Origin of the sequence: Dyella sp. BiH032 (assembly GCF_031954525.1) — a bacterium.
GTDB lineage: Bacteria > Pseudomonadota > Gammaproteobacteria > Xanthomonadales > Rhodanobacteraceae > Dyella_D.
In genome coordinates, this window is record NZ_CP134867.1 from 455,540 (window position 1) to 478,041 (window position 22,502).

General features: G+C 67.5%; 15 protein-coding genes. 9 read left to right on the forward strand and 6 right to left on the reverse strand.

Features of this window, described 5'->3' with window-relative positions:
- The first annotated feature begins 25 nt into the window (after positions 1–25).
- The gene (locus RKE25_RS01850; protein ID WP_311840569.1) at positions 26–2,878 is read left to right on the forward strand and encodes a TIM-barrel domain-containing protein; all 2,853 of its coding nucleotides are present in this window, start codon (positions 26–28) and stop codon (positions 2,876–2,878) included.
- A gap of 1,192 nt (positions 2,879–4,070) precedes the next feature.
- Here RKE25_RS01850 and RKE25_RS01855 read toward each other — a convergent pair.
- A complete protein-coding gene (locus tag RKE25_RS01855) occupies positions 4,071–5,237 on the reverse strand; it encodes a DNA-binding transcriptional regulator (protein ID WP_311840570.1) in 1,167 nt (388 codons plus the stop codon).
- A 213-nt stretch (positions 5,238–5,450) separates the two neighbouring features.
- Here RKE25_RS01855 and xylA point away from each other — a divergent pair, with 213 nt between their 5' ends.
- From xylA to RKE25_RS01885, 6 genes are all read left to right on the forward strand, one after another.
- Positions 5,451–6,767, forward strand: a complete 1,317-nt coding sequence (gene xylA, locus RKE25_RS01860) for a xylose isomerase (protein ID WP_311840571.1) — start codon at positions 5,451–5,453, stop codon at positions 6,765–6,767.
- 6 nt (positions 6,768–6,773) lie between these two features.
- Entirely contained in the window at positions 6,774–8,261 is a 1,488-nt protein-coding gene (gene xylB / locus RKE25_RS01865; RefSeq protein ID WP_311840572.1) for a xylulokinase, read from the forward strand.
- Positions 8,262–8,294: 33 nt separating this feature from the next.
- A complete protein-coding gene (gene xylF, locus RKE25_RS01870; protein ID WP_311840573.1) occupies positions 8,295–9,311 on the forward strand; it encodes a D-xylose ABC transporter substrate-binding protein in 1,017 nt (338 codons plus the stop codon).
- Between the two features lie 11 nt (positions 9,312–9,322).
- Positions 9,323–10,867 (forward strand): xylose ABC transporter ATP-binding protein, encoded by a 1,545-nt coding sequence (locus RKE25_RS01875; RefSeq protein WP_311840574.1) that lies wholly within the window; start codon positions 9,323–9,325, stop codon positions 10,865–10,867.
- Between the two features lie 25 nt (positions 10,868–10,892).
- Complete coding sequence (locus tag RKE25_RS01880; protein ID WP_311840575.1) at positions 10,893–12,035, forward strand: sugar ABC transporter permease; 1,143 nt, start codon at positions 10,893–10,895, stop codon at positions 12,033–12,035.
- An 84-nt stretch (positions 12,036–12,119) separates the two neighbouring features.
- Positions 12,120–15,092, forward strand: coding sequence for an EAL domain-containing protein (locus tag RKE25_RS01885; RefSeq protein ID WP_311840576.1), 2,973 nt, complete (start codon positions 12,120–12,122; stop codon positions 15,090–15,092).
- A 1,454-nt stretch (positions 15,093–16,546) separates the two neighbouring features.
- Here the strand turns inward: RKE25_RS01885 and RKE25_RS01890 are convergent.
- Entirely contained in the window at positions 16,547–17,431 is an 885-nt protein-coding gene (locus RKE25_RS01890; RefSeq protein WP_311840577.1) for a LysR family transcriptional regulator, read from the reverse strand.
- 106 nt (positions 17,432–17,537) lie between these two features.
- Between RKE25_RS01890 and RKE25_RS01895 the strand changes: the two genes are divergently transcribed.
- Positions 17,538–18,716 (forward strand): serine hydrolase domain-containing protein, encoded by a 1,179-nt coding sequence (locus RKE25_RS01895; RefSeq protein ID WP_311840578.1) that lies wholly within the window; start codon positions 17,538–17,540, stop codon positions 18,714–18,716.
- Complete coding sequence (locus RKE25_RS01900; RefSeq protein WP_311840579.1) at positions 18,713–19,903, forward strand: MFS transporter; 1,191 nt, start codon at positions 18,713–18,715, stop codon at positions 19,901–19,903. The genes RKE25_RS01895 and RKE25_RS01900 overlap by 4 nt, the downstream gene beginning before the upstream one ends.
- 136 nt (positions 19,904–20,039) lie before the next feature.
- Here RKE25_RS01900 and RKE25_RS01905 read toward each other — a convergent pair whose 3' ends face one another.
- From RKE25_RS01905 to RKE25_RS01920, 4 genes are all read right to left on the reverse strand, one after another.
- Positions 20,040–20,267 (reverse strand): hypothetical protein, encoded by a 228-nt coding sequence (locus RKE25_RS01905; protein WP_311840580.1) that lies wholly within the window; start codon positions 20,265–20,267, stop codon positions 20,040–20,042.
- An 83-nt stretch (positions 20,268–20,350) separates the two neighbouring features.
- Positions 20,351–20,959: a hypothetical protein gene (locus RKE25_RS01910; RefSeq protein WP_311840581.1), complete on the reverse strand. Its 609-nt coding sequence runs from the start codon at positions 20,957–20,959 to the stop codon at positions 20,351–20,353.
- An 87-nt stretch (positions 20,960–21,046) separates the two neighbouring features.
- Entirely contained in the window at positions 21,047–21,406 is a 360-nt protein-coding gene (locus tag RKE25_RS01915) for a YciI family protein (protein ID WP_311840582.1), read from the reverse strand.
- A 115-nt stretch (positions 21,407–21,521) separates the two neighbouring features.
- Positions 21,522–22,280 (reverse strand): hypothetical protein, encoded by a 759-nt coding sequence (locus tag RKE25_RS01920; protein WP_311840583.1) that lies wholly within the window; start codon positions 22,278–22,280, stop codon positions 21,522–21,524.
- Between the last annotated feature and the right edge of the window lie 222 nt (positions 22,281–22,502).

The following is a 22,502-nucleotide window of genomic DNA, read 5'->3' on the forward strand; positions in this document are numbered from 1 at the left end:
TTCGCCAGTTCGAACCAGGGTGCCGATGTGGATCCCGCTCGGCGCGCTCGCGCTTGCGGTCTTGGCCGGCTGCGGCAAGGCGCCGGACGAGCACGCCGCCGCGCCGGCATCCGCGACGGCCACGGGCCACGCACAGAAACTCGCCGATGGGATCATCGTGCGCCTGGATCATTCCCCGCAGCAGGTGCGCCTGCAGGCCGTGGACGAAAGCATCGTGCACGTCACCGCGGTGCCGGACGGCAAGTTCGACCTGCCCGCCAGCCTGATGGCGGTGAAGACCGGCGGCGACGCGAAGTTCACCGTCGAGGAAACGGCCGACGCGGTGACGCTGAAGACCTCGCGCCTGTCCGCGCAGGTATCGCTGCGCGATGGGGCCGTACGCTTCTTCGACGCTTCCGGCAAGCCGCTGCTGGCCGAGCGTGCTGACGGCCGCACGTTCCAGCCGGAAACCATCGAGGGCAAGCCCTACTACGCCGTGCGCCAGCGCTTCGAATCCCCGGCGGACGAAGCCTTCTACGGCCTGGGCCAGCACCAGAACCGTCAGATGAACTACAAGGGCGAGGACGTGGAGCTAGCGCAGCACAACATGGACGTGGGCATTCCGTTCGTGGTGTCCTCGCGTAACTACGGCGTGCTGTGGGACAACAACTCGATCACCCGCTTCGGCGATGCGCGCGAGTACCAGCCGCTCAGCCAGTCGCTGAAGCTCTACGACGCCGACGGCAAGCCCGGCGGACTCACCGCCAGTTACTACGACGCGGGTGGCTCGCTGAAGCTCAAGCGCGTGGAAAAGCAGCCCGACTATCAGTACTTGAAGGACGTGGCGCAGTGGCCGTCCGAATCGCCGGCCAAGACCACCGGCAAGGTGGTGTGGGAAGGCAGCATCGAGCCTGCGGTCTCCGGCGTGCACAAGCTGCGGCTGTATGCGAGCAGCTACGCCAAGGTCTGGCTCGACGGCAAGCTGGTCTACGACGACTGGCGCCAGAACTGGAACCCCTGGTACCACAACCTCAAGTTGCCGATGGACGCCGGCAGCAAGCACAGCCTGCGCATCGAGTGGCTGCCGAACGAGGGCTACCTGACCCTGCTGCACCTCGACCCGCTGCCTGGCGACGAGCAGAACGAGCTGTCGCTGTTCTCTGAAGTTGGCCACGCGGTGGACTACTACTTCATCGCCGGCGATAACCTCGACCAGGTGGTCGCCGGCTACCGCGAGGTGACCGGCAAGGCGACCATGCTGCCGCGCTGGGCCTATGGTTTCTGGCAGAGCCGCGAGCGCTACAAGACGCAGGCGGAGATCCTCGACACCGCCAGGCGCTACCGCGAGCTGGGCCTGCCGCTGGACAACGTGGTGGAGGACTGGAGCTACTGGCCGGAGGACGCGTGGGGTTCGCACGACTTCGACAAGGCGCGCTTCCCCGATGCCAAGGGCATGGTCGACCAGCTGCACGCCATACACGTGCAGCTGATGATCTCCGTGTGGCCGAAGTTCTATCCCGAGACGAAGAACTACCAGGAGCTGGACGCCAAGGGCTACATCTATCGGCGCAACGTAGAGAAGAAGGAAGTCGACTGGATCGGCAAGGGCTATTTCAATGCCTTCTACGATCCCTATGCGGACGAGGCGCGGCGCATCTACTGGCGGCAGATCCAGGAGAAGCTCGGCGCGATCGGCATCGACGCGTGGTGGCTGGACGCCTCCGAGCCGGACACGCATTCCAATCTCGACATCGCCGAACGCAAGCTGCGCATGGGGCCGACCGCACTCGGCCCGGGTGCCGCGTTCTTCAACTCGTATCCGCTGATGCACACTGCCGGCGTGTACGAAGGCTGGCGCCGCGATCACGGCGATCGCCGCGCGTTCATTCTGACGCGCTCCGCGTTCGCCGGGCAGCAACGCAACGCGGCCGCCACCTGGAGCGGCGACGTCGCCTCGCGCTGGAGCAATCTGCACGACCAGATTTCCGCGGGCGTCAACTTCTCGCTGGCCGGCATTCCCAACTGGACCACCGACATCGGCGGCTTCGCGCTGGAGCCGCGCTATGAAAAGCCGAACAAGGCGGATCTGGACGAATGGCGCGAGCTCAACCTGCGCTGGTTCCAGTTCGGCGCGTTCAGCCCGCTGTTCCGCTCGCACGGCCAGTTCCCCTACCGCGAGATATACAACCTCGCCTCGCCCGGCTCGCCGATCTACGACGCGCTGGCTTACTACGACCGCCTGCGCTATCGCCTGATGCCGTATGTGTACACGCTGGCCGGCGATACGTATTGGAAGGACGGCACCATCATGCGCGGCTTGGTGATGGATTTCCCTGCTGACGCGAAGGTGCGCAATATCGACGACGAGTACATGTTCGGCCCCGCCTTCCTGGTCGCCCCCGTCACCGCATACAAGGCGACCTCGCGGCCGGTCTATCTGCCCGCGGGCGCAGGCTGGTACGAATTCCACACCGGCAAGTTCCACCAGGGCGGCACGACCATCCAGGCCGACGCACCGCTCGCCCGCATGCCACTGTTCGTCCGCGCCGGCGCGATCGTGCCCACGGGCGTGGACATCCAGTACACGGGCGAGAAACCGGATGCGCCGGTAACGCTGCTGGTGTACGCCGGCGCGAACGGGCAGTTCTCGCTGTACGAGGACGAAGGCACGACGTACGGCTACGAGAAGGGGCGGTATTCGCGGATCCCGCTGAGCTATGACGATGCGGCGAAGACGCTGAAGCTCGGCAAGCGGGAGGGTGATGGGAGCGGGGCTCCGGCGAAGCGCACGTTCGTAGTGCGGGTGATTCGCGAGGGGAAGGCGAATGCGGATGGCGCGGATGCGGGTGGGGATGTGAATGTGGTTTATGAGGGGGATGAGGTGGCGGTGAAGTTGTGAGGTTGCTCGCTTCGCTTTCGCGTTGTCCGGCGTGGGCCGGGCGTAGGTTGGGGTGAGCTTGCGGACCCCAACGGGTGCTAAGGGTTGCCTCGCACTCACCTACTCGTCATTCCGGCGCAGGCCGGACGGAGCGCGAAGCGCGGAGAACGCCCGGAGGGCGGCCCCGAAGGGGCGAGCGCAGAGAGTCATCCAGTGGCGTCATGGCTCGGTTGTCGCGACGTGGCCGCCAGCCTTGTCTCGCCCGAAGGGCGAGGGGTTTCGCTCTCCTGCCGGAGAGCGAGTTACTTCTTCTTGCTTGCCCAAGAAGAAGTAACCAAGAAGAAGGGCCCCCTGCGCGGCGCCCTCCGCAGCGTTCGCTGCTGCGGGTGCGTTGAGGGCTGGCCGGGCTTTTCGACAGGACATCCCTGCCCTGATCGAAAAGGCGGGGACATCCCTGTCCCCGCCCGCCTTTGGCGGCCTGATCGTCCAGCCCTCACCGCCGCGAAGGGAACCCGGCAGATCAAGAGCACGACGGAGCGTCGCTTCGCTCGCTCTCGGAGAGCAGGTTGTTGTCTGGCTGCTCGTCTCGGTACCGCACTTCTCCTTCTCCCCGCCGGGGAGAAGGCGGGATGAGGGGCGGGTGCTCGCGGGAAGATGGCTAGAGCCAAGGCGGCCATGCAGGTTGCATGAACATAGCCAACGTGAGCGCGGCAAAGCGTAGGGAGAGAAAGAGCGACGAGCTTCGGCATTAGGCTAGGCGGACGCAACCCGAAGTCCTCGCTCCGTAGGTCCCCCTCACCCCGACCCTCTCCCCGGCGGGGAGAGGGAGAAGTGCGGTGCTATCGCCAGAACGCTACACGCCAGCGCAACACATCCCGTTCTCTCCGCTTCGGCGCCTCGAAGTCCCACCCCACGCACCTCAGTGCCTCTTCGAGTCGCCCGCTCCAGCAAGGTGAGAAAACACCCCGTGCTCTCCCAACCCCCGCCGCGAGCCTTTGACCTTAGGCCATTTCTCTTTGGTTACTTTCTCTCGAGGCCCCCCTTGAGGGGGTTGGGCCAGCAAAGAGAAAGTAACTCGGGCGCCGGCAGGCGTCCGACATGCCCGCTGCATAAGCGGCCAGGTTGCCGAGCCACGGCTTAGTGCAAACGACGAAGAACCACCCTCCACGCCGATGCGCGCACCCAACGCCCGCCGCGCAAGCGGCACCCCCTCTTACGCCCGCGCCGCCCCCAAAAACTGCCTCGGCGTGCAATTAAACTCCCGCCGGAACACCGCATACATGTACTGCAGCGAGGTGAAGCCACACCGCACAGCCACCTCCGCCAGCGGCACCGCGTTGTCCTCCAGCATCCCGCGCGCCATCTCCAGCTTGTGCTCCAGGATCGCTTGATGGACGGTCTGCTTCAGCTCGCGCTTGAAGTGCTCTTCCAGCAGCGTGCGCGAGATACCCACGTAATCCGCCACCTGCTCCGTCTTGATCCCAAGACAGGCGTACTGGCGGATGTAATGCTTCGCGCGCATCACGTAGGGGCTGCGCAGGGGTTCGTGCTGGCTGCTGGCCTGCACGCTCAGGCCCACCGGCGGTACCAGGATGCGGGTGCTGGAGCAGTCGCCGCCGTGCAGCATCTGGTGCAGCACCTGGGCGGCGGTGCGGCCCATTTCTTCCGCGCCCTGGATCACCGAGGTCAGCGGGATGCGGCTGAGCAGTTGCGCCATCGGGTCGTTGTCGATGCCGACCACGGCGATCTGCTCGGGAATCGGTACGTCGGCGACCACGCAGGCTTGCAGCAGCTGCCGCGCGCGGGCGTCGGTCACGGCGATCACGCCGATCGGCTTGGGCAGCGAACGCACCCAGGCGACCATGTCCTCCTGCGAGCGGCCCCAACCGCCGGCGCTGGTGGGTGAGCCGCGGTAGACCACGCCTTCCAGGCCGTCTTCCGCGATCATCCGCAGGAAGGCGTCTTCGCGCTCCTGCGCCCAGCGGTTGCCGGGCGACGGCGGCAGGCCGTAGAAGGCGAAGCGTTGCAGGCCCTGCTCGATCAGGTGGTCGTAGGCCACCCGCACCAGCTTGGCGTTGTCGGTGCCTACGTAAGGAATGTTGGCCGGGTAGCGGCTGTCGTCCGCGTAGGAACCGCCCACCGCCACCACCGGGATGGAAAGGTGCGCCAGGGCCTCTTCCACGGTGGGATCGTCGAAGTCGGCGATGATGCCGTCGCCGCGCCAGTGCTGGATGCCCAGCGTGCGGCAGCGGAAATCCTCTTCCAGGAACAGGTCCCACACCACGCGGGTGGACTTCAGGTATTGACCGATGCCGGCGACGACCTGGCGGTCGTACACCTTGTTGGCATTGAACAGCAGGGCGATGCGATGGGGCGACATGGCGTACCAGTGACAGTAACCGACGGCACCTGCCGGGAAAGGCCGACGCTACCAGTTCGACGGGACGCCCGCATGACGCAACGCGACAGGGAAAAATGAATGCGCGGTGGCGGATTTCGCAATTGCGCCGTGACAGGGCACGCTAGCAGCATCCGGGGCAGCAGCAGCCGGCCCGGATCCCCCTCAGGCGGCTCGCACCGGAGGCTTTGGTCAATGAGTTATTTCGAGCACGTGGCGCCGATCCGTTATGCCGGCGCCCAGGCGGACGATCCGCTTGCGTTCCGCCATTACGATCCGTCGCGCGTGATCCTGGGCAAGCGCATGGACGAGCACTTGCGTCTGGCCGTGTGCTATTGGCACAGCTTCGTGTGGCCGGGCATGGACATGTTCGGCGCAGGCACCTTCCAGCGCCCGTGGCAGCAGGCCGGCGACCCGATGGCGCAGGCGCACGCCAAGGCGGATGCGGCATTCGACTTCTTCCAGCGCCTGGGCGCGCCGTTCTACACCTTCCACGACACCGATCTCGCGCCGGAAGGCGCCAACCTCGCCGAGTACGCGCGCAATTTCGCCACCATGGTGGACGTGCTGGAGGCCAAGCAGGCCCAGACCGGCATGAAGCTGCTGTGGGGCACCGCCAACCTGTTCAGTCACCCGCGTTATGCCGCGGGCGCGGCCAGCAGCCCGCAGCCGGAAGTATTCGCTTACGCGGCCAGCCAGGTGTTCCACGCCATGGGCGCCACGCATCGCCTGGGCGGCGCCAACTATGTGCTGTGGGGCGGCCGCGAGGGTTATGACACCTTGCTCAATACCGACCTGCGCCGCGAGCGCGCGCAGTTGGGCCGGTTTTTCCAGATGGTGGTCGAGCACAAGCACAAGCTGGGTTTCAAGGGCACGATCCTGATCGAGCCCAAGCCGCAGGAACCGACCAAGCACCAATACGACTACGACACCGCCACGGTCTACGGCTTCCTCAAGGAGTTCGGCCTGGAGAACGAGGTCAAGGTCAACCTGGAAGCCAACCACGCCACTCTGGCGGGGCATTCCTTCCACCACGAAGTGGCTACGGCGATCTCGCTGGGCGTCTTCGGCAGCATCGACGCCAACCGCGGCGACCCGCAGAACGGCTGGGATACCGACCAGTTCCCCAACAGTGTGGAGGAACTGACCTTGGTGATGTACGAGATCCTGCGTGCCGGCGGCTTCACCACCGGCGGCTTCAACTTCGACACCAAGGTGCGCCGCCAGAGCGTGGACGCGGCCGACCTGTTCCATGGCCACATCGGCGCGATCGACGCATTGGCGCTGGCGCTGGAACGCGCGGCGAAGATGATCGAGGACGACCGCCTGGCCGCCTTCAAGGCGCAGCGCTACGCCGGCTGGGACGGGGAATTCGGCAAGCGCATCCTGGACGGTGGCCTCACCCTGCAGGGCCTGGCGGAAGAAGCGGCCAGGCGCGATCTGCACCCGAGCCACGTTTCCGGCCAGCAGGAGCGGCTGGAGAACCTGGTCAACCGCTACATCTACGGCTGAGCCCGGATGTTCCTCGGGCTCGACCTGGGCACCTCGGCGGTCAAGGCCGTGCTGGTCGACGAGGCCGGCGCCGTGCGCGCCACGGTCACGCAGCCGCTGGCCGTCTCCCATCCGCAACCGCGCTGGTCCGAGCAGGATCCGGCGGACTGGTGGCGCGCTGCGGTCGCCGCGGTGGACGAACTCTTGGCTACGGCGGCGCGCGAAGGCATCGCGCCGGGCCGCGTGGCGGCGATCGGCCTGAGCGGACAGATGCACGGCGCCACCCTGCTGGACGCGCGCGACCGCGTGCTGCGTCCAGCCATCCTGTGGAACGACGGCCGCAGCGATGCCGAATGCCGCTTGATGGAGACCCTGCCGGATTTCCGCGCGATCACCGGCAATCTCGCCATGCCCGGCTTCACCGCGCCGAAGCTGGCGTGGTTGCGCGAACACGAGCCGGCGGTGTTCGACGCCACCGCCAAGGTGCTGTTGCCGAAGGATTACCTGCGCCTGTGCCTCACGGGCGATTACGCCACCGACGTCTCCGATGCAGCCGGCACGTTGTGGCTGGACGTGGCCCGGCGCCAGTGGAGCGACCCCATGCTCGCCGCCTGCGGGCTGACCCGCGAGCACATGCCGACCCTGCACGAAGGCAGCGACGCCACCGGCCGCCTGCGCGCCGAATTGGCCGAGCGCTGGGGCATGGCGCGCGTGCCGGTGGCCGCCGGCGGCGGCGACAACGCGGCCGGCGCGGTGGGCGTGGGCATCGTACGGCACGGGCAGGCCATGCTGTCGCTGGGCACCTCGGGTGTGTATTTCGCCGTCTCCGACGGCTTTCTGTCGCGGCCGGAACAGGCCGTGCACAGTTTCTGCCACGCGCTGCCGGGCACCTGGCACCTGATGTCGGTGATGCTCAACGCCGCCAGTTGCCTCGACTTCACCGCGCGCTTGACCGGGCACGCGGGCGTCGGCGCCATGCTGGCCGAGGCCGAGCAGGCGCCGATGCGCGACGAAGCTCCGCTGTTCCTGCCTTACCTCACCGGCGAGCGCACGCCGCACAACGACGTGCACGCCACCGGTGCCTTCACCGGCTTGCGCGCGGATACCACGCGCGCGGACCTGGCCAACGCGACGCTCGAAGGCGTGGGCCTGGGCCTGCTCGATGGCATCGAAGCGGTGGACGCCGCCGGTCTGCGTGCGGATAGCGTCGCGGTGATCGGCGGCGGCTCGCGCAGCGCCTACTGGATCCAGATGCTGGCGGACATCGCCGGCCGTCCGCTCGAGTTGCGCGCCGGTGGCGACGTCGGCGCCGCGCTCGGCGCCGCCCGGCTCGCTCGCCTGGCGGCGGAGCCGGGCGCGACGATCGAAGAAGTGTGCGCCATGCCACCGCTCGTGGCGGTGCATGAACCCAACGCCGCGCGGCACGCCTACTATCGCCAGACCCGGCAGCCCCTGTTCCGCGCGGCCTATCGCGCGCAGCGGGCGGCGCGCGATGCGACGGCCGGCCACGGCTGAGCCGCCGGAACAACCAGACGAGGTGGAGACCCGATGAAGCGCCTGTTCGTACGAGCCATGCTGCCGCTGCTGTTGCTGGCGACCGTCGTCCTCGCCGCCTGCGGCGGCAAGCAGGCCGACCAGCCGAAGATCGGCTTTTCCATCGACGACCTGCGCCTGGAGCGCTGGACGCGCGACCGCGACTACTTCGTCGCTGCGGCGGAAAAGCTTGGCGCCAAGGTCTACGTGCAATCGGCTGATGGCAACGAGCAGCGCCAGGTGCAGCAGCTGGAGAACCTGATCTCGCGCGGCGTGAACGTGCTGGTGATCGTGCCGATGAATTCCAAGGTACTGGACAACGTGATCGCCGAGGCCAAGCGCAACGGCATCAAGGTGATCTCCTACGACCGCCTGATCCTCGGCGCCGACGTCGACGCCTACATCTCCTTCGACAACGAGAAGGTGGGCGAACTGCAGGCGCAGGGCGTGCTCGACGCGGCGCCCAAGGGCAACTACTTCCTGCTCGGCGGCTCGCCCACCGACAACAACGCGAAGATCCTGCGCGAGGGCCAGATGAAGGTGCTGCAGCCGGCCATCGACAAGGGCGACGTGAAGGTGGTCGGCCAGCAGTGGACGCCGGAATGGGATGCCTCCAAGGCGCTGCGCATCGTCGAGGACGCGCTCACCGCCAACCACAATGACATCCAGGGCGTGGTCGCCTCCAACGACGCCATCGCCGGCGGCGCGATCCAGGCGCTGGCGGCGCAGCAGCTCGCGGGCAAGGTCGCCGTGTCCGGCCAGGACGCGGACCTGGCCGGCGTGCGCCGCGTGGTCGAGGGCACCCAGACCATGACCGTGTACAAGCCGCTGAAGACCATCGCCACCACCGCGGCCGAGCTGGCGGTGAAGCTGGCCAAGGGCGAGGCGCCCGCGTACACCGGCAAAATGAACAACGGCAAGAAAGACGTGGATGCCATCCTGCTCCAGCCGACGCTGCTGACCAAGGCGAACGTCGACACGGTGATCAAGGACGGTTTCTACACCCGCGAGCAAATCGACGGCGCGAAGTAAGCAGCGGCACCATGACGGAGGCGAGCCCCCACCTGTTCGAGATGCGCGGCATCGCCAAGTCCTTCGGCGGGGTCAGGGCGCTGGACGGCATCGACCTGCAGCTGCGTGCGGGGGAATGCCTGGGCCTGTGCGGCGAGAACGGCGCCGGCAAGTCCACGCTGATGAAGGTGCTTTCCGGGGTCTATCCGCACGGCACCTGGGACGGCGAGATCCTGTGGCGCGGGCAGCCGCTGCGCGCCCGTTCGGTACGCGACAGCGAGCGCGCCGGCATCGTCATCATCCATCAGGAACTGATGCTGGTACCGCGGCTGTCGGTGGCGGAGAACATCTTCCTGGGCCACGAGATCACCCGGCCGGGCGGGCGCATGGACTACGACGCCATGTACGCGAAGGCCGATGCGCTGCTGAAGGAATTAGGACTGCACGACGTCAACGTCGCGCTGCCGGCCATGCACTACGGCGGCGGCCACCAGCAGCTGTTCGAGATCGCCAAGGCGCTGGCCAAGGACGCGAAGCTGCTGATCCTGGACGAGCCCACCTCCTCGCTGACCTCCAGCGAGACCGAGGTGCTGCTGCGCATCGTCGAGGACCTCAAGCGCCGCGGCGTGGCCTGCATCTATATCTCGCACAAGCTCGACGAAGTGGAGCGCGTGTGCGACACGGTCAGCGTGATCCGCGACGGCCGGCACATCGCCACACGGCCGATGCGCGAGTTGGACGTGGACGCGATCATCGCCCTGATGGTGGGCCGCAAGCTGGAGAACCTCTATCCGCGCGTCGAGCATGCCATCGGCGAGGTGATCTTCGAGGCGCGCCACGCCACCTGCTTCGACCCGGTCAATCCGCAGCGCAAGCGGGTGGACGGCGTTTCGTTCCAGCTGCGGCGCGGCGAGATCCTCGGCATCGCCGGCCTGGTCGGCGCGGGCCGTACCGAACTGGTGAGCGCGATCTTCGGCGCCTACGCGGGACGCTATGCGGTGGACCTGGTGCTGGAGGGCAAGCCGCTCAAGGTCCGCTCGCCCGGCGAGGCCATCCGCGCCGGGTTGGGCATGGTGCCGGAGGACCGCAAGCGTCACGGCATCGTCCCGCTGCTCGGCGTGGGCGACAACATCACCCTGGCGACGCTGCAGCACTACGCGCGCGGCGGCCGCATCGATCGCCAGCGCGAACTGCACACCATCGAGACGCAGATCGCCGAGCGCCGCGTGAAGACGTCCAGCCCCGCGTTGCCCATCGCCAAGCTCTCCGGCGGCAACCAGCAGAAGGCGGTGCTGGCGCGGATGCTGCTGGCCAAGCCCAAGGTGCTGATCCTGGACGAGCCCACCCGCGGCGTGGACGTGGGCGCCAAAGCCGAGATCTACCGGCTGATCTTCGAGCTGGCCGCGCAAGGCGTGTCGATCATCCTGGTCTCCTCGGAGATGCCCGAAGTGCTGGGCATGGCCGATCGCGTGCTGGTGATGGGCGAAGGCCGGCTGCGCGGCGACTTCCCCAACCAGGGACTGACCCAGGAACAGGTGCTGGCCGCGGCGATCGACGCCAGTCCGCGCGCCGCCTGACCCGAAGCGACATCACGGAAACCGCATGCAAGCCCAGCACATCCAGCAACTGTTCGCGCGCTACAAGATCCTGGCCCTGCTGCTGGCGGTAGCGGTGATCTGGATTTTTTTCCACGCCGCGACCGGCGGGGACTTCCTGACTTCCCGCAACCTCTCCAACCTGTTCCGGCAGATGGCGATCACCGGCATGCTCGCCTGCGGCATGGTGTTCGTGATCATCGCCGGGGAGATCGACCTGTCCGTCGGCTCGCTGCTGGGCCTGCTCGGCGGCGTGGCGGCGGTGCTCACAGTGAACCTCGGCTGGTCCACGGTGCCCGCGATCGCCGCGGTGCTCGTGCTGGGCTTGCTGATTGGCCTGTTCAATGGCTTCTGGGTGACGCGGCTGCGGGTGCCGTCCTTCATCGTGGGCCTGGGCGGCATGCTGGCGTTCCGCGGCGTGCTGCTGGGCGTGACCCACAGCGCCACTATCTCGCCGGTGCCGGCCGACATGGTGTACCTCGGGCAGGGCTACGTGTCCCCGACGCTGTCGTCGGTGCTGGGCGTGGTGATCTTCGCCGTCGTCGTGGCGCTGACCGTGCTGCGCCGGCGGCGCCGCGCGCAGTTGCAGATCCGCCAGCTGCCGGCCTGGGCCGACGCGCTGAAGGTGGTGGCGATCGGTGCGGCGCTGGCGGCGTTCGTGGTCACGCTCAATCGCTACGGCGGGATTCCGCTGCCGGTGATGATCCTGCTCGCTCTGCTGGCCATCTTCAGCTACGTCGCCTCGCAGACCGTGCTGGGCCGGCACATCTACGCCGTGGGCGGCAACCTGGAGGCCACGCGCCTGTCCGGCGTGAACGTGGCGCGGGTGAAGCTGGTGGTGTTCGGCCTGATGGGTGTGATGTGCGCCTTCGCCGGCATCGTCAACACCGCGCGCCTCGCCGCGGGTTCGCCCTCGGCCGGCACCAATGGCGAGCTGGATGCGATCGCCGCCTGCTTCATCGGCGGCGCCTCGATGCGTGGCGGCGCGGGTACGGTGCACGGGGCCCTGATCGGCGCGCTGGTGATGGCCAGCCTGGACAACGGCATGTCCATGATGGACGTGGACACGTACTGGCAGTACATCGTCAAGGGCGCGATTCTCGTGCTGGCCGTCTGGGTGGATGTGTTGACGGGCACGCAGCGGGACTAAGGCCTGGCTAAGTCCGGTTCGTGACGGCCGAGGGCGACGTAAGTTTCACTCCCCATTCGCGCGATCGATCCCTATGCTGAGGCCATGGAGGGGCTGATCCGCCAGGCGTACCGCAAACACGATTTCGTCGCCGCTGTGATCGCCGTCGCCGTGGTGGCCGCGGCGTCGGTCTGGCTGACCCGCTATGGCGGTCCGATCGCCACGGTATGGCTGGCCAATGGCGTCAGCATCGCGGTGCTGATGCAACGCGGCGGCCTCGGCACCGGCCCCTTCCTGCTCATCACCGGCGTGATCATCTTGGCCATCACCTCCGCGGCGGGGTTCACTCCGCTGGATGCGTTGGGCCTGGTACTGGTCAATGCGCTGGAGATCGGCCTGGTGGTGCGCGTGCTATCCGACGCGGACGGGGTGACGTATCTGGAGAACCCGTTCGGCGTGCAGCGCTTCATCCTGTGGGCCGTGCTGGTCGCGCCGATCGCCACCTCGCTGCTCATCCTGCCGGTGCATGTCATGGAAACGGGCGCCGATCCCTGGCTGACGCTGGGGACCCGCGCGATGTCGCACGCGCTGGGCAACGCCACCGCGGTGCCGCTGACCTTCGGGCTGTTGCGCTGGCGCTACATCCCGCCCACCTCGACGCGGCGCGCGCGGCGTTGCGCGCTGGCGCTGCTGATCCTCGCGCTGGTCACGCTCGCCGCGTTCTGGCAACCGCACACGCCGCTGCTGTTCATCGTGTTCCCGCCGCTGGCCTTGCTGGCGATGACCGGCAACCGCCGCTGGAGCGTCGCCGGCGTGCTGGTGGTCGCGGTGATCGGCGGGGCCATGACCATCACCGAGCACGGTCCGATCGCCCACCAGGGCCAGCGGCATCCGGCGCTGGCGACCATGCTGTTCCAGCTGTTCGTGCTGTGCTGCATCGCCGTGGCGCTGCCGCTGGTGACCTCGATGGAACAGCGCCGCCGACTGGGCCGCAACCTGCGCGGCAGCGAGGCGCGCTACCGCATGCTGGCCGAGCATTCGCACGACCTGGTGCTGTTGCTGGACGCGGAGGGCTACTGCAAGTACGTGTCGCCGGCGGCCTATCCCATCCTCGGCTACCGTCCGGACAAGCTGGTCGAAAGCTCGCTGCAGAGCCTGATCGACGAAGCCAGCCGCGCCACCGCGGTGGAGCTGTGGCAGCGGCTGATCGCGGGCGACCATCCCGGCACCACGCTGTTGCGCATGCGTCACGCCGACGGTTCGTACCGCTTCATGGAAGCCGCCGGCGGTGTCATCGACGAAGAGCCGGACCGCGTGATCCTCACCTTGCGCGACGTCACCGCGCGCATTGGCGCGGAAGACGCTTTGCGCGAAGAGCGCCGGCTCACCGACGTCACGCTCAAGGCCATCGGCGACGCCGTGTTCGCCCTCGACCGCGAGGGTCGCCTGGGCTTCGCCAACCCTGCCGGTTCCGCGCTGCTGGCGCGCTCCACGCAGCCCTATGCGGAAAAGCTGGAAGACCGCCTGCCGCTATGGCGCGCTGGCGAACGCGTCAGCGACGACCATCCGGCGCGCGTCGCTCTGCGCACCGGCACCGCGGCCGGGCCTGTGCTATGCGCAGTGGAGCTGGACGGCGAGCCCTCGCGCGCGATGGAGTGCTCGGCCGTGCCGATCCGCAACGAACAGGGCGCCGTGATCGGCGCGGTGTTCGTGCTGCACGACGTCAGCGCGATCCTGGAGCTGTCCGAGCGCATGGCGCACCTGGCGCACTTCGACGCGCTCACCGACCTGCCCAACCGCCCGCTGCTGCTGGAACGGCTGTCCGCCGCGCTGACCCGCGCGCGGCAGGGCGCGCACCACCTGGCGGTGCTGTTCATCGACGTGGACCGCTTCAAGCAGATCAACGACACGCTCGGCCACGTCTCCGGCGACGAGGTGCTTCGCCAGGTGGCCGAGCGCCTGCTTTCCTCCATGGGCGGCGGCGACACCGTCGCGCGCCTGGGCGGCGACGAGTTCGTAGTGCTGATCCCCGAAGTGGGCGACCGTGCCGCCGTCGCCGCCTGCGCGATCAAGACGCTGGAAGCGTTGAGCGCGCCGGTGCGCGTTGGACGGCGCGAGCTGCGCCTCACCGCCAGTATCGGCATCGCACTGTTTCCTGATGACGGCGACGAGGCCGACCTGCTCATCCGCCATGCCGACATGGCGATGTACGCGGCCAAGCGCTCCGGCCGTAACGACTACCACTTCTATGTCTCCAGCATGGACGCCGGCGCGCAGGCCGAGTTCGACCTGGAGAACGCGCTGCGCTCGGCGATGGCGCGCTCGGAACTGTTCCTGGATTTCCAGCCGCGCGTGGACACCAGCGACGGCCGCATCGTGTGCGCCGAAGCGCTGCTGCGCTGGCGCCGCACCGACGGCACGATCTGCCGCCCGGACGCCTTCATCCCTATCGCCGAAGCCAGCGGCCTGATCCTGATGATCGGCGCCTGGGTCCTGAAGGAGGCCTGCCATGCCTGCAAGACCTGGCAGGAAGGCCCGCTGGCCGGCGTAGGCGTGAGCGTGAACATCTCGCAGCTGCAGTTCGGCCGCGAGAACTTCCTGCAGCTGGTGATGGAAGCCCTGCGCGAAGCAGGCCTGCCGCCGCACCTGCTGGAACTGGAACTGACCGAAAGCATGCTGATGGAGCCGACCGACGCGGTGCGCCAGCGCATCGCCGGGCTGAAGTCGCTGGGCGTGAGCCTGTCGATCGACGATTTCGGCACCGGCTATTCCAGCCTCGCTTACCTGCGCCGCTTCGCGATCGATACGCTGAAGATCGACCGCAGTTTCGTCACCGACATGACGGACGACCCCGAGGATGCGGCGGTGATCCACGCGATCGTGGCGCTGGCCATCAGCCTGGGCAAACGCGTGGTGGCGGAGGGTGTGGAGACCGCACGTCAGGCGGAGCTGCTCGGCGCGCTGGGGTGCCACGAGATGCAGGGACATCTGTTCAGTGCGCCGACGGATGCGCGGCGATTGGCGGAGTTCGCGGAGAAGAGGGGGGTTGGGCGCCGGGGGCGCCCGGCAACGGGGTGATTTGTGTGTGGATGTTGTTTGTTGTTTGTTGTTTGGCGCGGGTCGGAGGTTGTGCGTGCTGAGCCGACTCGAAGGTGTCTCTGGTGTCATCTTTTCACTTTCGTCATTCCGGCATGGCAGCGTAGGTTTGGGTGAGCTTGCGAACCCCACCGGGAGCTAAGGGTCGCCGCTCACTTACCTACTCGTCATTCCGGCGTAGGCCGGATGCAACGCGTAGCGCGGAGAACGCCCGGAGGGCGGCCCCGCAGGGGCGAGCGCAGCGAGTCATCCAGTGGCGACAGCGCTCTGTTGTCGCCTTATCGCAAGCCTTGTCTCGCCCTCGCGGGCGAGGGGTTTCGCTCTCCTGCCGGAGAGCGAGTTACTTCTTCTTGCTTGCCCAAGAAGAAGTAACCAAGAAGAAGGGCCCCCTGCGCGGCGCCCTCCGCAGCCTACGCTGCTGCGGGTGCGTTGAGGGCTGGCCGGGCTTTTCGATCGGGCATCCCTGCCCGAATCGAAAAGGCGGGGGCGTCCTGCCCCCGCCCCGCTTCGCGGGCCTGATCGTCCAGCCCTCACCGCCGCGAAGGGAACCCGGGAGATCAAGAGCAACGCGGAGCGTCGCTTCGCTCGCTCTTGTGCCGCGGTACCGCACTTCTCCTTCTCCCCGCCGGGGAGAAGGCGGGATGAGGGGCGGGTGCTCGCGGGAGTGTGGCTAGAGCGGAAGTGGCTTTAAAAGTCGAAGCAAAAACTATGTGCGCACGGCTTGCTGCGAGAGGAAGTGCGAAGGCGTGGCAGAAGCTGGGTTCTCTGAGCAGCGGACAATAGGCATGAGGAACGAACAAAACCCCCGCTCCGTAGGACCCCTCACCCCGCCCTCTCCCCCGAGGGGAGAGGGAGAAGTGCGGTGCTATCGCAGAAACACGAAAGCCGACGCACCGCTCCTCGTTCTCTTCGCTTCGGCGCCTCGAAGTCCCCTCCACGTACCTCAGTCCCACTTCGAGTCGCGCGATCCAGCAGCTGAGAAAACACCACGTGCTCTGCCAACCCCCGCCGCGAGCCTTTGACCTCAGGCCATTTCTTTTTGGTTACTTTTTCTCGAGGCCCCCCTTGAGGGGGTTGGGCCAGCAAAGAGAAAGTAACTCGGGCGCCGGCAGGCGTCCGACATGCCCGCTGCATAAGCGGCCAGGTCGCGAAAACGCAACCTTAGTGCGAACGACGAAGAGCAGCCCCGCACACCGACGAGCTCCCGACATGCCCGCTGCATAAGCGGCCAGGTCGCGCAAACGTAACCTTAGTGCAACACCAGCACACGCACACAGCGAGCCCCCGAAACACCCGCCACATAAGCGACAAGATCACCGAACCACGACCTAGTGCGAACCACCAAGAACAAACGCCACACACACGGCAGACATCCAAAAACACCCACCGCATAAGCCCCCTTTCGCCAAACACCCCCAACACCAAAACAACCCCACCTACGCATCCCCCAACAACCTCCCACCCACAAAATCCACAAACGCTCTCAACTTCGGCAACATATGCCGCCCCGACGGCCACAACAAATAAAACGTCCCACACACCGTCGCGTACTCGTCCAACACCGGCACCAGTTCGCCAGACGCCAGCGGCCCCCGCACCGCATGCTCGGGCACATAGGCGATGCCACGCCCGCGCATCGCGAAACACACCCGCGTATCCACGTCATTGCACACCATCGCGATGGGAATCTCCGTCTCAGGCGGCATCGGCCACACCTCCAGCTTGCCGCTGGTGGGAAAGCGGTAGTGCAGGCAATCGTGATGGGCGAGGTCCGCGGGCACACGCGGCGTGCCCTTGCGCGCGAGGTACTCCGGCGACGCGACCAGGCGGCGGCGAAACGTGCCGACGCGGCGCGCGCTTAGCCGTGAATCCGTGGGATCGCCCACCCGCAGCACGGCGTCGAACCCTTCCTCGATTACATCCACCAGGCGGTCGTCGAAATCCAGGTCCAGGCGTACGTGCGGATACTTCTGCACGAAGTCGGACAGCACCGGCAGCACCAGGCCGCTCACCAGTGGCAGGCTCACCCGTAGCGTGCCGCGCGGTTCGGCGGAGCGGCTGGAGAGTTCGGCTTCGGCCAGTTCCAGTTCTTCCAGCGCGCGGCGGCAGCGTGCGAGGAACAGCTGGCCTTCGGCGGTGAGCGCGACGCTACGCGTGCTGCGGTGGAACAGGCGCACGCCCAGCTGCTGTTCCAGCCTTGCGATGGCTTTGCCCACGGCGGAGGCGGAGATGCCTTGCAGGCGGGCCGTCTCCACGAAACTCAGGGTGTCGGCGACCTGGATGAATGTCTGCAGGCCGCCCAGGCTGTCCAGGGCTTTCATGGATTGCGGAATTCCAAGTCCGGAAAGCCACGAACTCTACCCGCCTTTTTCCGCCCGTGCGCGCTATCTACCTTGAGGCTCCCTTTCTGGAAATGGAGCGCCCCTCATGTCATCCCTCCCGATCGCCGCGCGCCCCTCGACCCTCGCGCCGCTCGATGCGGCCATCGACGCGGCCTTGGATCAGCGCCGCCTCGTCGGTGCCGTGGTGCTGGTCCGGCATCGCGGGGACGAGCTGTTCCGCCGTGCCGCCGGCTGGGCCGATCGCGAACGCGGCATCGCCATGCGCGACGACGCGCTGTTCCGCCTGGCCTCGGTGACCAAGCCCATCGTCGCGGCCGCCACCCTGGCGCTGGCGCAACGCGGCGTGGTCGATCTCGATACGCCGGTCACGCGCTGGTTGCCGGAATTCCGGCCGCGCCTGCCGGATGGCGACGCGCCGGACCTCACGCTGCGGCAACTGCTGTCGCATCAGTCCGGCCTGGGCTACCGCTTCCTCGACGCGCCGGACGACGGCCCGCATGCGCAGGCGGGCGTGTCGGATGGCATGGACGACAGCGACATCACGCTGGCCGAAAACCTTCGCCGCATCGCGCGGGTACCTTTGCAGTTCGCGCCCGGCACCGGCTGGTTCTATTCGCTGGGCGTCGATGTGGCCGGGGGCGTGCTCGAGGCGGCGACAGGGCGTTCGCTGCAGGACATCGTGCGGGAAACGGTCACGGGTCCGCTCGGCATGGACGACACGGCCTTTCATGCGCGCGAGACGGCGCGGCTTGCCGTGCCGTATGTGAGCGACACGCCCGCGCCGCATCCGCTGGCCGAAGGCGAAGTGGTGCCGGTATATCCGGACACCGCCGGCATCCGCTTCAGCCCTGCGCGTGCGCTGGATGCGCATGCCTTCCCTTCCGGCGGCGCCGGCATGGTGGGCAGCGCGGACGACCTGATGCGTTTTCTCGAAACGCTGCGCGGCGGCGGCACGCCGATCCTCGATCCGGCCGGGGTCGCGCAGATGGCGCGCAACCATACCGGCCCGCTCGGTCCGCCGGATGCACCCGGCTGGGGCTACGGCCTGGGCTTCTCCGTGCTGCACGATCCGGCGCCCACCGGCACGCCGGAAAGCGTCGGCACTTGGCGCTGGGGCGGTGCGTACGGGCATAGCTGGTTCGTGGATCCCGCGCGCGAGCTGAGCGTGGTCGCGCTCACCAACACCTTGTACGAGGGCATGCACGGGGCTTTCGTCAACGAACTGCGCGATGCCGTGTACGCCACGCTGGAGGCGCGGACGTGAGCGCCATCGACAAAGCCCTGCCGTACGACGCCTGCGAACCCACGCCCGGGCGCCTGCCCATGCTCGGCCTGCTGGCGCTGGCCTGCGGCGCCTTCATCACGGTGCTGACCGAATGCATCGTCGCCGGGCTGCTGCCGGCGATGAGCCGCGACCTGGGCCTCAGCGAGGCGCTGGTCGGCCAGCTCACCACCGTCTATGCGCTCGGCTCGCTGCTGACTGCGATCCCGATGGTGAAGCTCACCAGCCACCTGCCGCGCCGGCCGCTGTTGCTGGCGGCGATCCTCGGCTTCGCGCTGGTCAACAGCGTGATGGCCTGGACGGATGCCTATGTGCTGATGCTGGTGTCGCGCTTCCTCGGCGGCGTCGCCGCCGGCCTGCTGTGGGCGCTGCTGGCCGGCTACGCCAGCCGCATGGTCGCGCCGCAGCTGCAAGGCCGCGCCATCGCCGTGGCGATGCTGGGTACGCCGCTGGCGATGTCGATCGGCATTCCGGCGGGCACATGGCTGTCGCAGCTGATCGGCTGGCGCTGGGTGTTCGGCTTGATGTCGCTGCTGAGCGTGGCGCTGGCGGGCTGGTCGCGCGCCGCGCTGCCGCCGGTGCCCGGCGTGCCGCCGCAGCAGAGCGGCACGCTGCGCGACGTACTCGCGCGGCCCGGCCTGGTTGCGGTGTACGCGGTGATGCTGCTGGCGGTGCTCGCGCACAACGTGCTGTACACCTACATCGCGCCGTTCGTGGTCCTGTCTGGTTCCCAGGCCATGCTCGACCGGTTGCTGCTGCTGTTCGGCGTGTCGTCCGTGGTGAGCATCGCGATCACCGGCGCGCTGATCGATCGCTGGATGCGCGCGCTGATCGTGCTTGGCATGGCGCTGTTCCTGCTGGCCGCGGTGGTGATGGCGCTGTGGCCGTCTTCACAGGCCGTGCTGGTGACGGCAGTGGCGGTGTGGGGCCTCGGCTTCGGCGGCGCGGCCACGCTGATCCAGACTGCGGTGGCGCGGCGCTCGGGCGAGCAGCAGGACCTGGGCCAGTCGCTGGTGGTGGTCGGCTGGAACCTCGCCATCGCCGGCGGCGGCGTGGTGGGCGGCGTGATGCTCAAGCTGGCGAACGCCGCGATGCTGCCGTGGGCGCTGGTGGCCTTGCTGGCGGTGACGCTGTGGGTGGCGGTGCCGGCGAAAAAGGCCTGGGCGTGAATGGGGTCGGTGGGCGAGCTGCGGCGGCCCACTGAGTCGCACGCCGCAGACATCGCCGCGCTTGCCAACTCGTGCGTGCGCTCCCGAGGAAAAGCGACCTCCAGCAGCGAACCAACCGTTTGGTTTTTCGCGCGCGCTACGGATATCCCCACTTCCACATCAAGTCATTCGCGCGGTTGATCAATATCTTGCGGTAGGCCTCGATGATCAGCCGCGCGTCGCTGCTCAATTCCGCATCCCAGCCGTGATCCATCGCTTCGAGCAGGGCGTGCGCCACCGCGGCGTCGTATTCGAGCTTGGCGAAATCCTCGGCCGATGGCCGGTAATTTCCCTGCACACAACGCATGGGCGCTTTCAGTCGCATCGCACTGTCCTCCCGCCGGATGGAGGTCGGCGATTACAGCAAGCGCGCGCGCTGGCGTGTAGTAGCCAAACGGCCGAGCGACGTCACGATGCGTCCGGATCGTCCGCGACGTGATCGGCCCACAACTTGCGTGCGAAGTCGCGGAAGGCGTTCGGCGCGCCCATGAAGGCCGGGTCGAAGGTGTAGCCGCCGCCCTTGCCGTCCACCGCTTCGGTTTCGCCGCGCATCGCATATTTCTGCGCGGCTTGGTAGGCGATCACCTTCATCGTGTCGGACGAGATGTCGCCGCGGCACATCAGGCGATAGGCCAGCCACACTTCCGCGGTGCCGTCGCCGTCGAGGTCGGTGACCTGCACCGCTGCGCCCTTCAGGAACGCGGCCTGATGGTCCACCGGGCAGTCGTGAATGAAATCGTGCAGGTTCCAGCGCGCCTTCGCCTCGCCACCGGCGACGGTATAGCGCACGGCGTAGAGATCGTCGTTGGCGCCATCTTCGCCGTCCTCGTCGTGGTGCGTGCTGAGCACCACGATGTTGTCGCCCTCGGCGTCGGTCCAGCGCACGGCCTGCTTGAAATCGCCCTGGAAGGTGGCGCCTGCCGGCAGCTTGCCGGCGGCGAGCGGCACGGGCTTGATGGGCGCGGCGGCGTGGATGGCGAACGCGGCGAGCAGCAGCGGGGCGGCGAAGGCTTTCATGGTCGTCCTTGAGCATGAGCAACCGGGACGGGCCCGGCGGGGGCGCCATTGTCCACCAGCATCCGCCCGCCGGGTAGACGCCGCGCCTCAGGCCTGGGCGACGGGCATCTCCGTCTGGCGCAGCTCGACTTCCAGCTCCCATGCATCGCCATGCTTTTCCAGGAAGCGGCGCATCCAGTCGGTGGCCTCCTCCTGCGTGGCGGTATCGAGCATGAAGTAGCCGCCGATTACTTCCTTGGTCTCGGTGAACGGACCGTCCGTCGCAGTGACGCGTCCCTTGGACAGGCGCAGGCGCCGGCCTTCGCGGGTGGGGCGCAGGCCGGCCGTGTCGACCAGCACCTTGGCGTCGTTCATTTCGTCGATCAGTGCGCCGACCTCGCGCATCAGGCGCTCGTCGATGTCGGGGCCGCCGTGCTCGCTGATACGGATCAAGGCCAGAAAACGCATGGGGAAACTCCTGGATGGTGGGGATGGCAGGCCGCGGCGCGGCCGGGGAAGCGCGCTTCCATCCATCCGACGAACGGCGCTGGCCGGATTCGACAAGCGCATCGCTTCATGTGCGTCACTGCGCCGGATTGACCACTTCGGCACCCCTGTCGCCGAAAAACGCCAGCCCGCTGCCGAGCATGGCCTGGCCGCGGATCACGCTCAGGTCGTGCGGCATGGCCTGTGCCGCCAGCTGCAGCCAGGCCGGGCTGAAGATCCGCTCCCATTGCGCGGCCAACTGTGCGCCGTCCTTCACCATCAGCGGCTTGCCGGGCGCCACGTTCACCCGCAGCGGAAAGCTCACGTAGCGCGCGGCGCCGGCACGGTCGCCGGCCAGTACCGCCTTGTAAAAGCCCTGCACCTGCGCTTCGAACGCGGCATCGCTCTTGTCCGTCACATCGCGATACCAGCGCGTGCCGGGCAGCGCGCCTTCGCCCGGGTCGCTGACGTTGGACAGCATGACGGGGAAGGATTTGCCATCTTTCCCCGTCCACCGCCCTTCCAGGCCCACGCTGTTGTCGAAGTTGAGCGGCGCGCTCCCGTTGCTGCCGTTGCCCCGGAAGCGCAACGCGAACGTGCCGCTGCCCGGCTCCTGCAAGCTGATCTCCCGGTCCGCGCGGCCGCTGAGCGGAATGTCCTTCAGGTACTTCGCGTAGAAGTAATGGCTCTTCGGTATCACCTTGCCTTGGCGCACCGCCAGCGTCAGGCCGATGCGCTGCGCGCCGAGCGTGCCTTCGTAGGTCATGGTGGAAAGATCGTCATTCGCGGCGACGGCGCGGTTGGCGATGGTGACGAAGAACACGCCGAGTGCGAAGCGGTACAGAGCAGACCTCATATTCCATTCCTTTGCTGAGTTGGAATGCAGCGTGCCTCGACGGCGTGGCGCGCGGTGACGCCTCTCTGCTGACATCGACGACAGCGGACACCGCCCTCAGGCGATTTATTTCACCGACGCCGATGCAGGCAAAGCCTTACAGACCGTCCAAGCCGTGCGCCGTAATGTGGTTGCTTCGCCGATGCGTTCATGTGAAAGACCGGCGAATCGCGGCGGCGCGAG

Bases quoted from the DNA above. Each gene is read 5' to 3' on its own strand.
- RKE25_RS01875 (WP_311840574.1), top strand. From the start codon at position 9,323: ATGACGGAGGCGAGCCCCCACCTGTTCGAGATGCGCGGCATCGCCAAG.
- xylA (WP_311840571.1), top strand. From the start codon at position 5,451: ATGAGTTATTTCGAGCACGTGGCGCCGATCCGTTATGCCGGCGCCCAG.
- RKE25_RS01885 (WP_311840576.1), top strand. From the start codon at position 12,120: ATGGAGGGGCTGATCCGCCAGGCGTACCGCAAACACGATTTCGTCGCC.
- RKE25_RS01905 (WP_311840580.1), bottom strand. From the start codon at position 20,267: ATGCGACTGAAAGCGCCCATGCGTTGTGTGCAGGGAAATTACCGGCCA.
- xylB (WP_311840572.1), top strand. From the start codon at position 6,774: ATGTTCCTCGGGCTCGACCTGGGCACCTCGGCGGTCAAGGCCGTGCTG.
- RKE25_RS01895 (WP_311840578.1), top strand. From the start codon at position 17,538: ATGTCATCCCTCCCGATCGCCGCGCGCCCCTCGACCCTCGCGCCGCTC.
- RKE25_RS01855 (WP_311840570.1), bottom strand. From the start codon at position 5,237: ATGTCGCCCCATCGCATCGCCCTGCTGTTCAATGCCAACAAGGTGTAC.
- RKE25_RS01910 (WP_311840581.1), bottom strand. From the start codon at position 20,959: ATGAAAGCCTTCGCCGCCCCGCTGCTGCTCGCCGCGTTCGCCATCCAC.
- RKE25_RS01850 (WP_311840569.1), top strand. From the start codon at position 26: ATGTGGATCCCGCTCGGCGCGCTCGCGCTTGCGGTCTTGGCCGGCTGC.
- xylF (WP_311840573.1), top strand. From the start codon at position 8,295: ATGAAGCGCCTGTTCGTACGAGCCATGCTGCCGCTGCTGTTGCTGGCG.
- RKE25_RS01920 (WP_311840583.1), bottom strand. From the start codon at position 22,280: ATGAGGTCTGCTCTGTACCGCTTCGCACTCGGCGTGTTCTTCGTCACC.
- RKE25_RS01915 (WP_311840582.1), bottom strand. From the start codon at position 21,406: ATGCGTTTTCTGGCCTTGATCCGTATCAGCGAGCACGGCGGCCCCGAC.
- RKE25_RS01890 (WP_311840577.1), bottom strand. From the start codon at position 17,431: ATGAAAGCCCTGGACAGCCTGGGCGGCCTGCAGACATTCATCCAGGTC.
- RKE25_RS01880 (WP_311840575.1), top strand. From the start codon at position 10,893: ATGCAAGCCCAGCACATCCAGCAACTGTTCGCGCGCTACAAGATCCTG.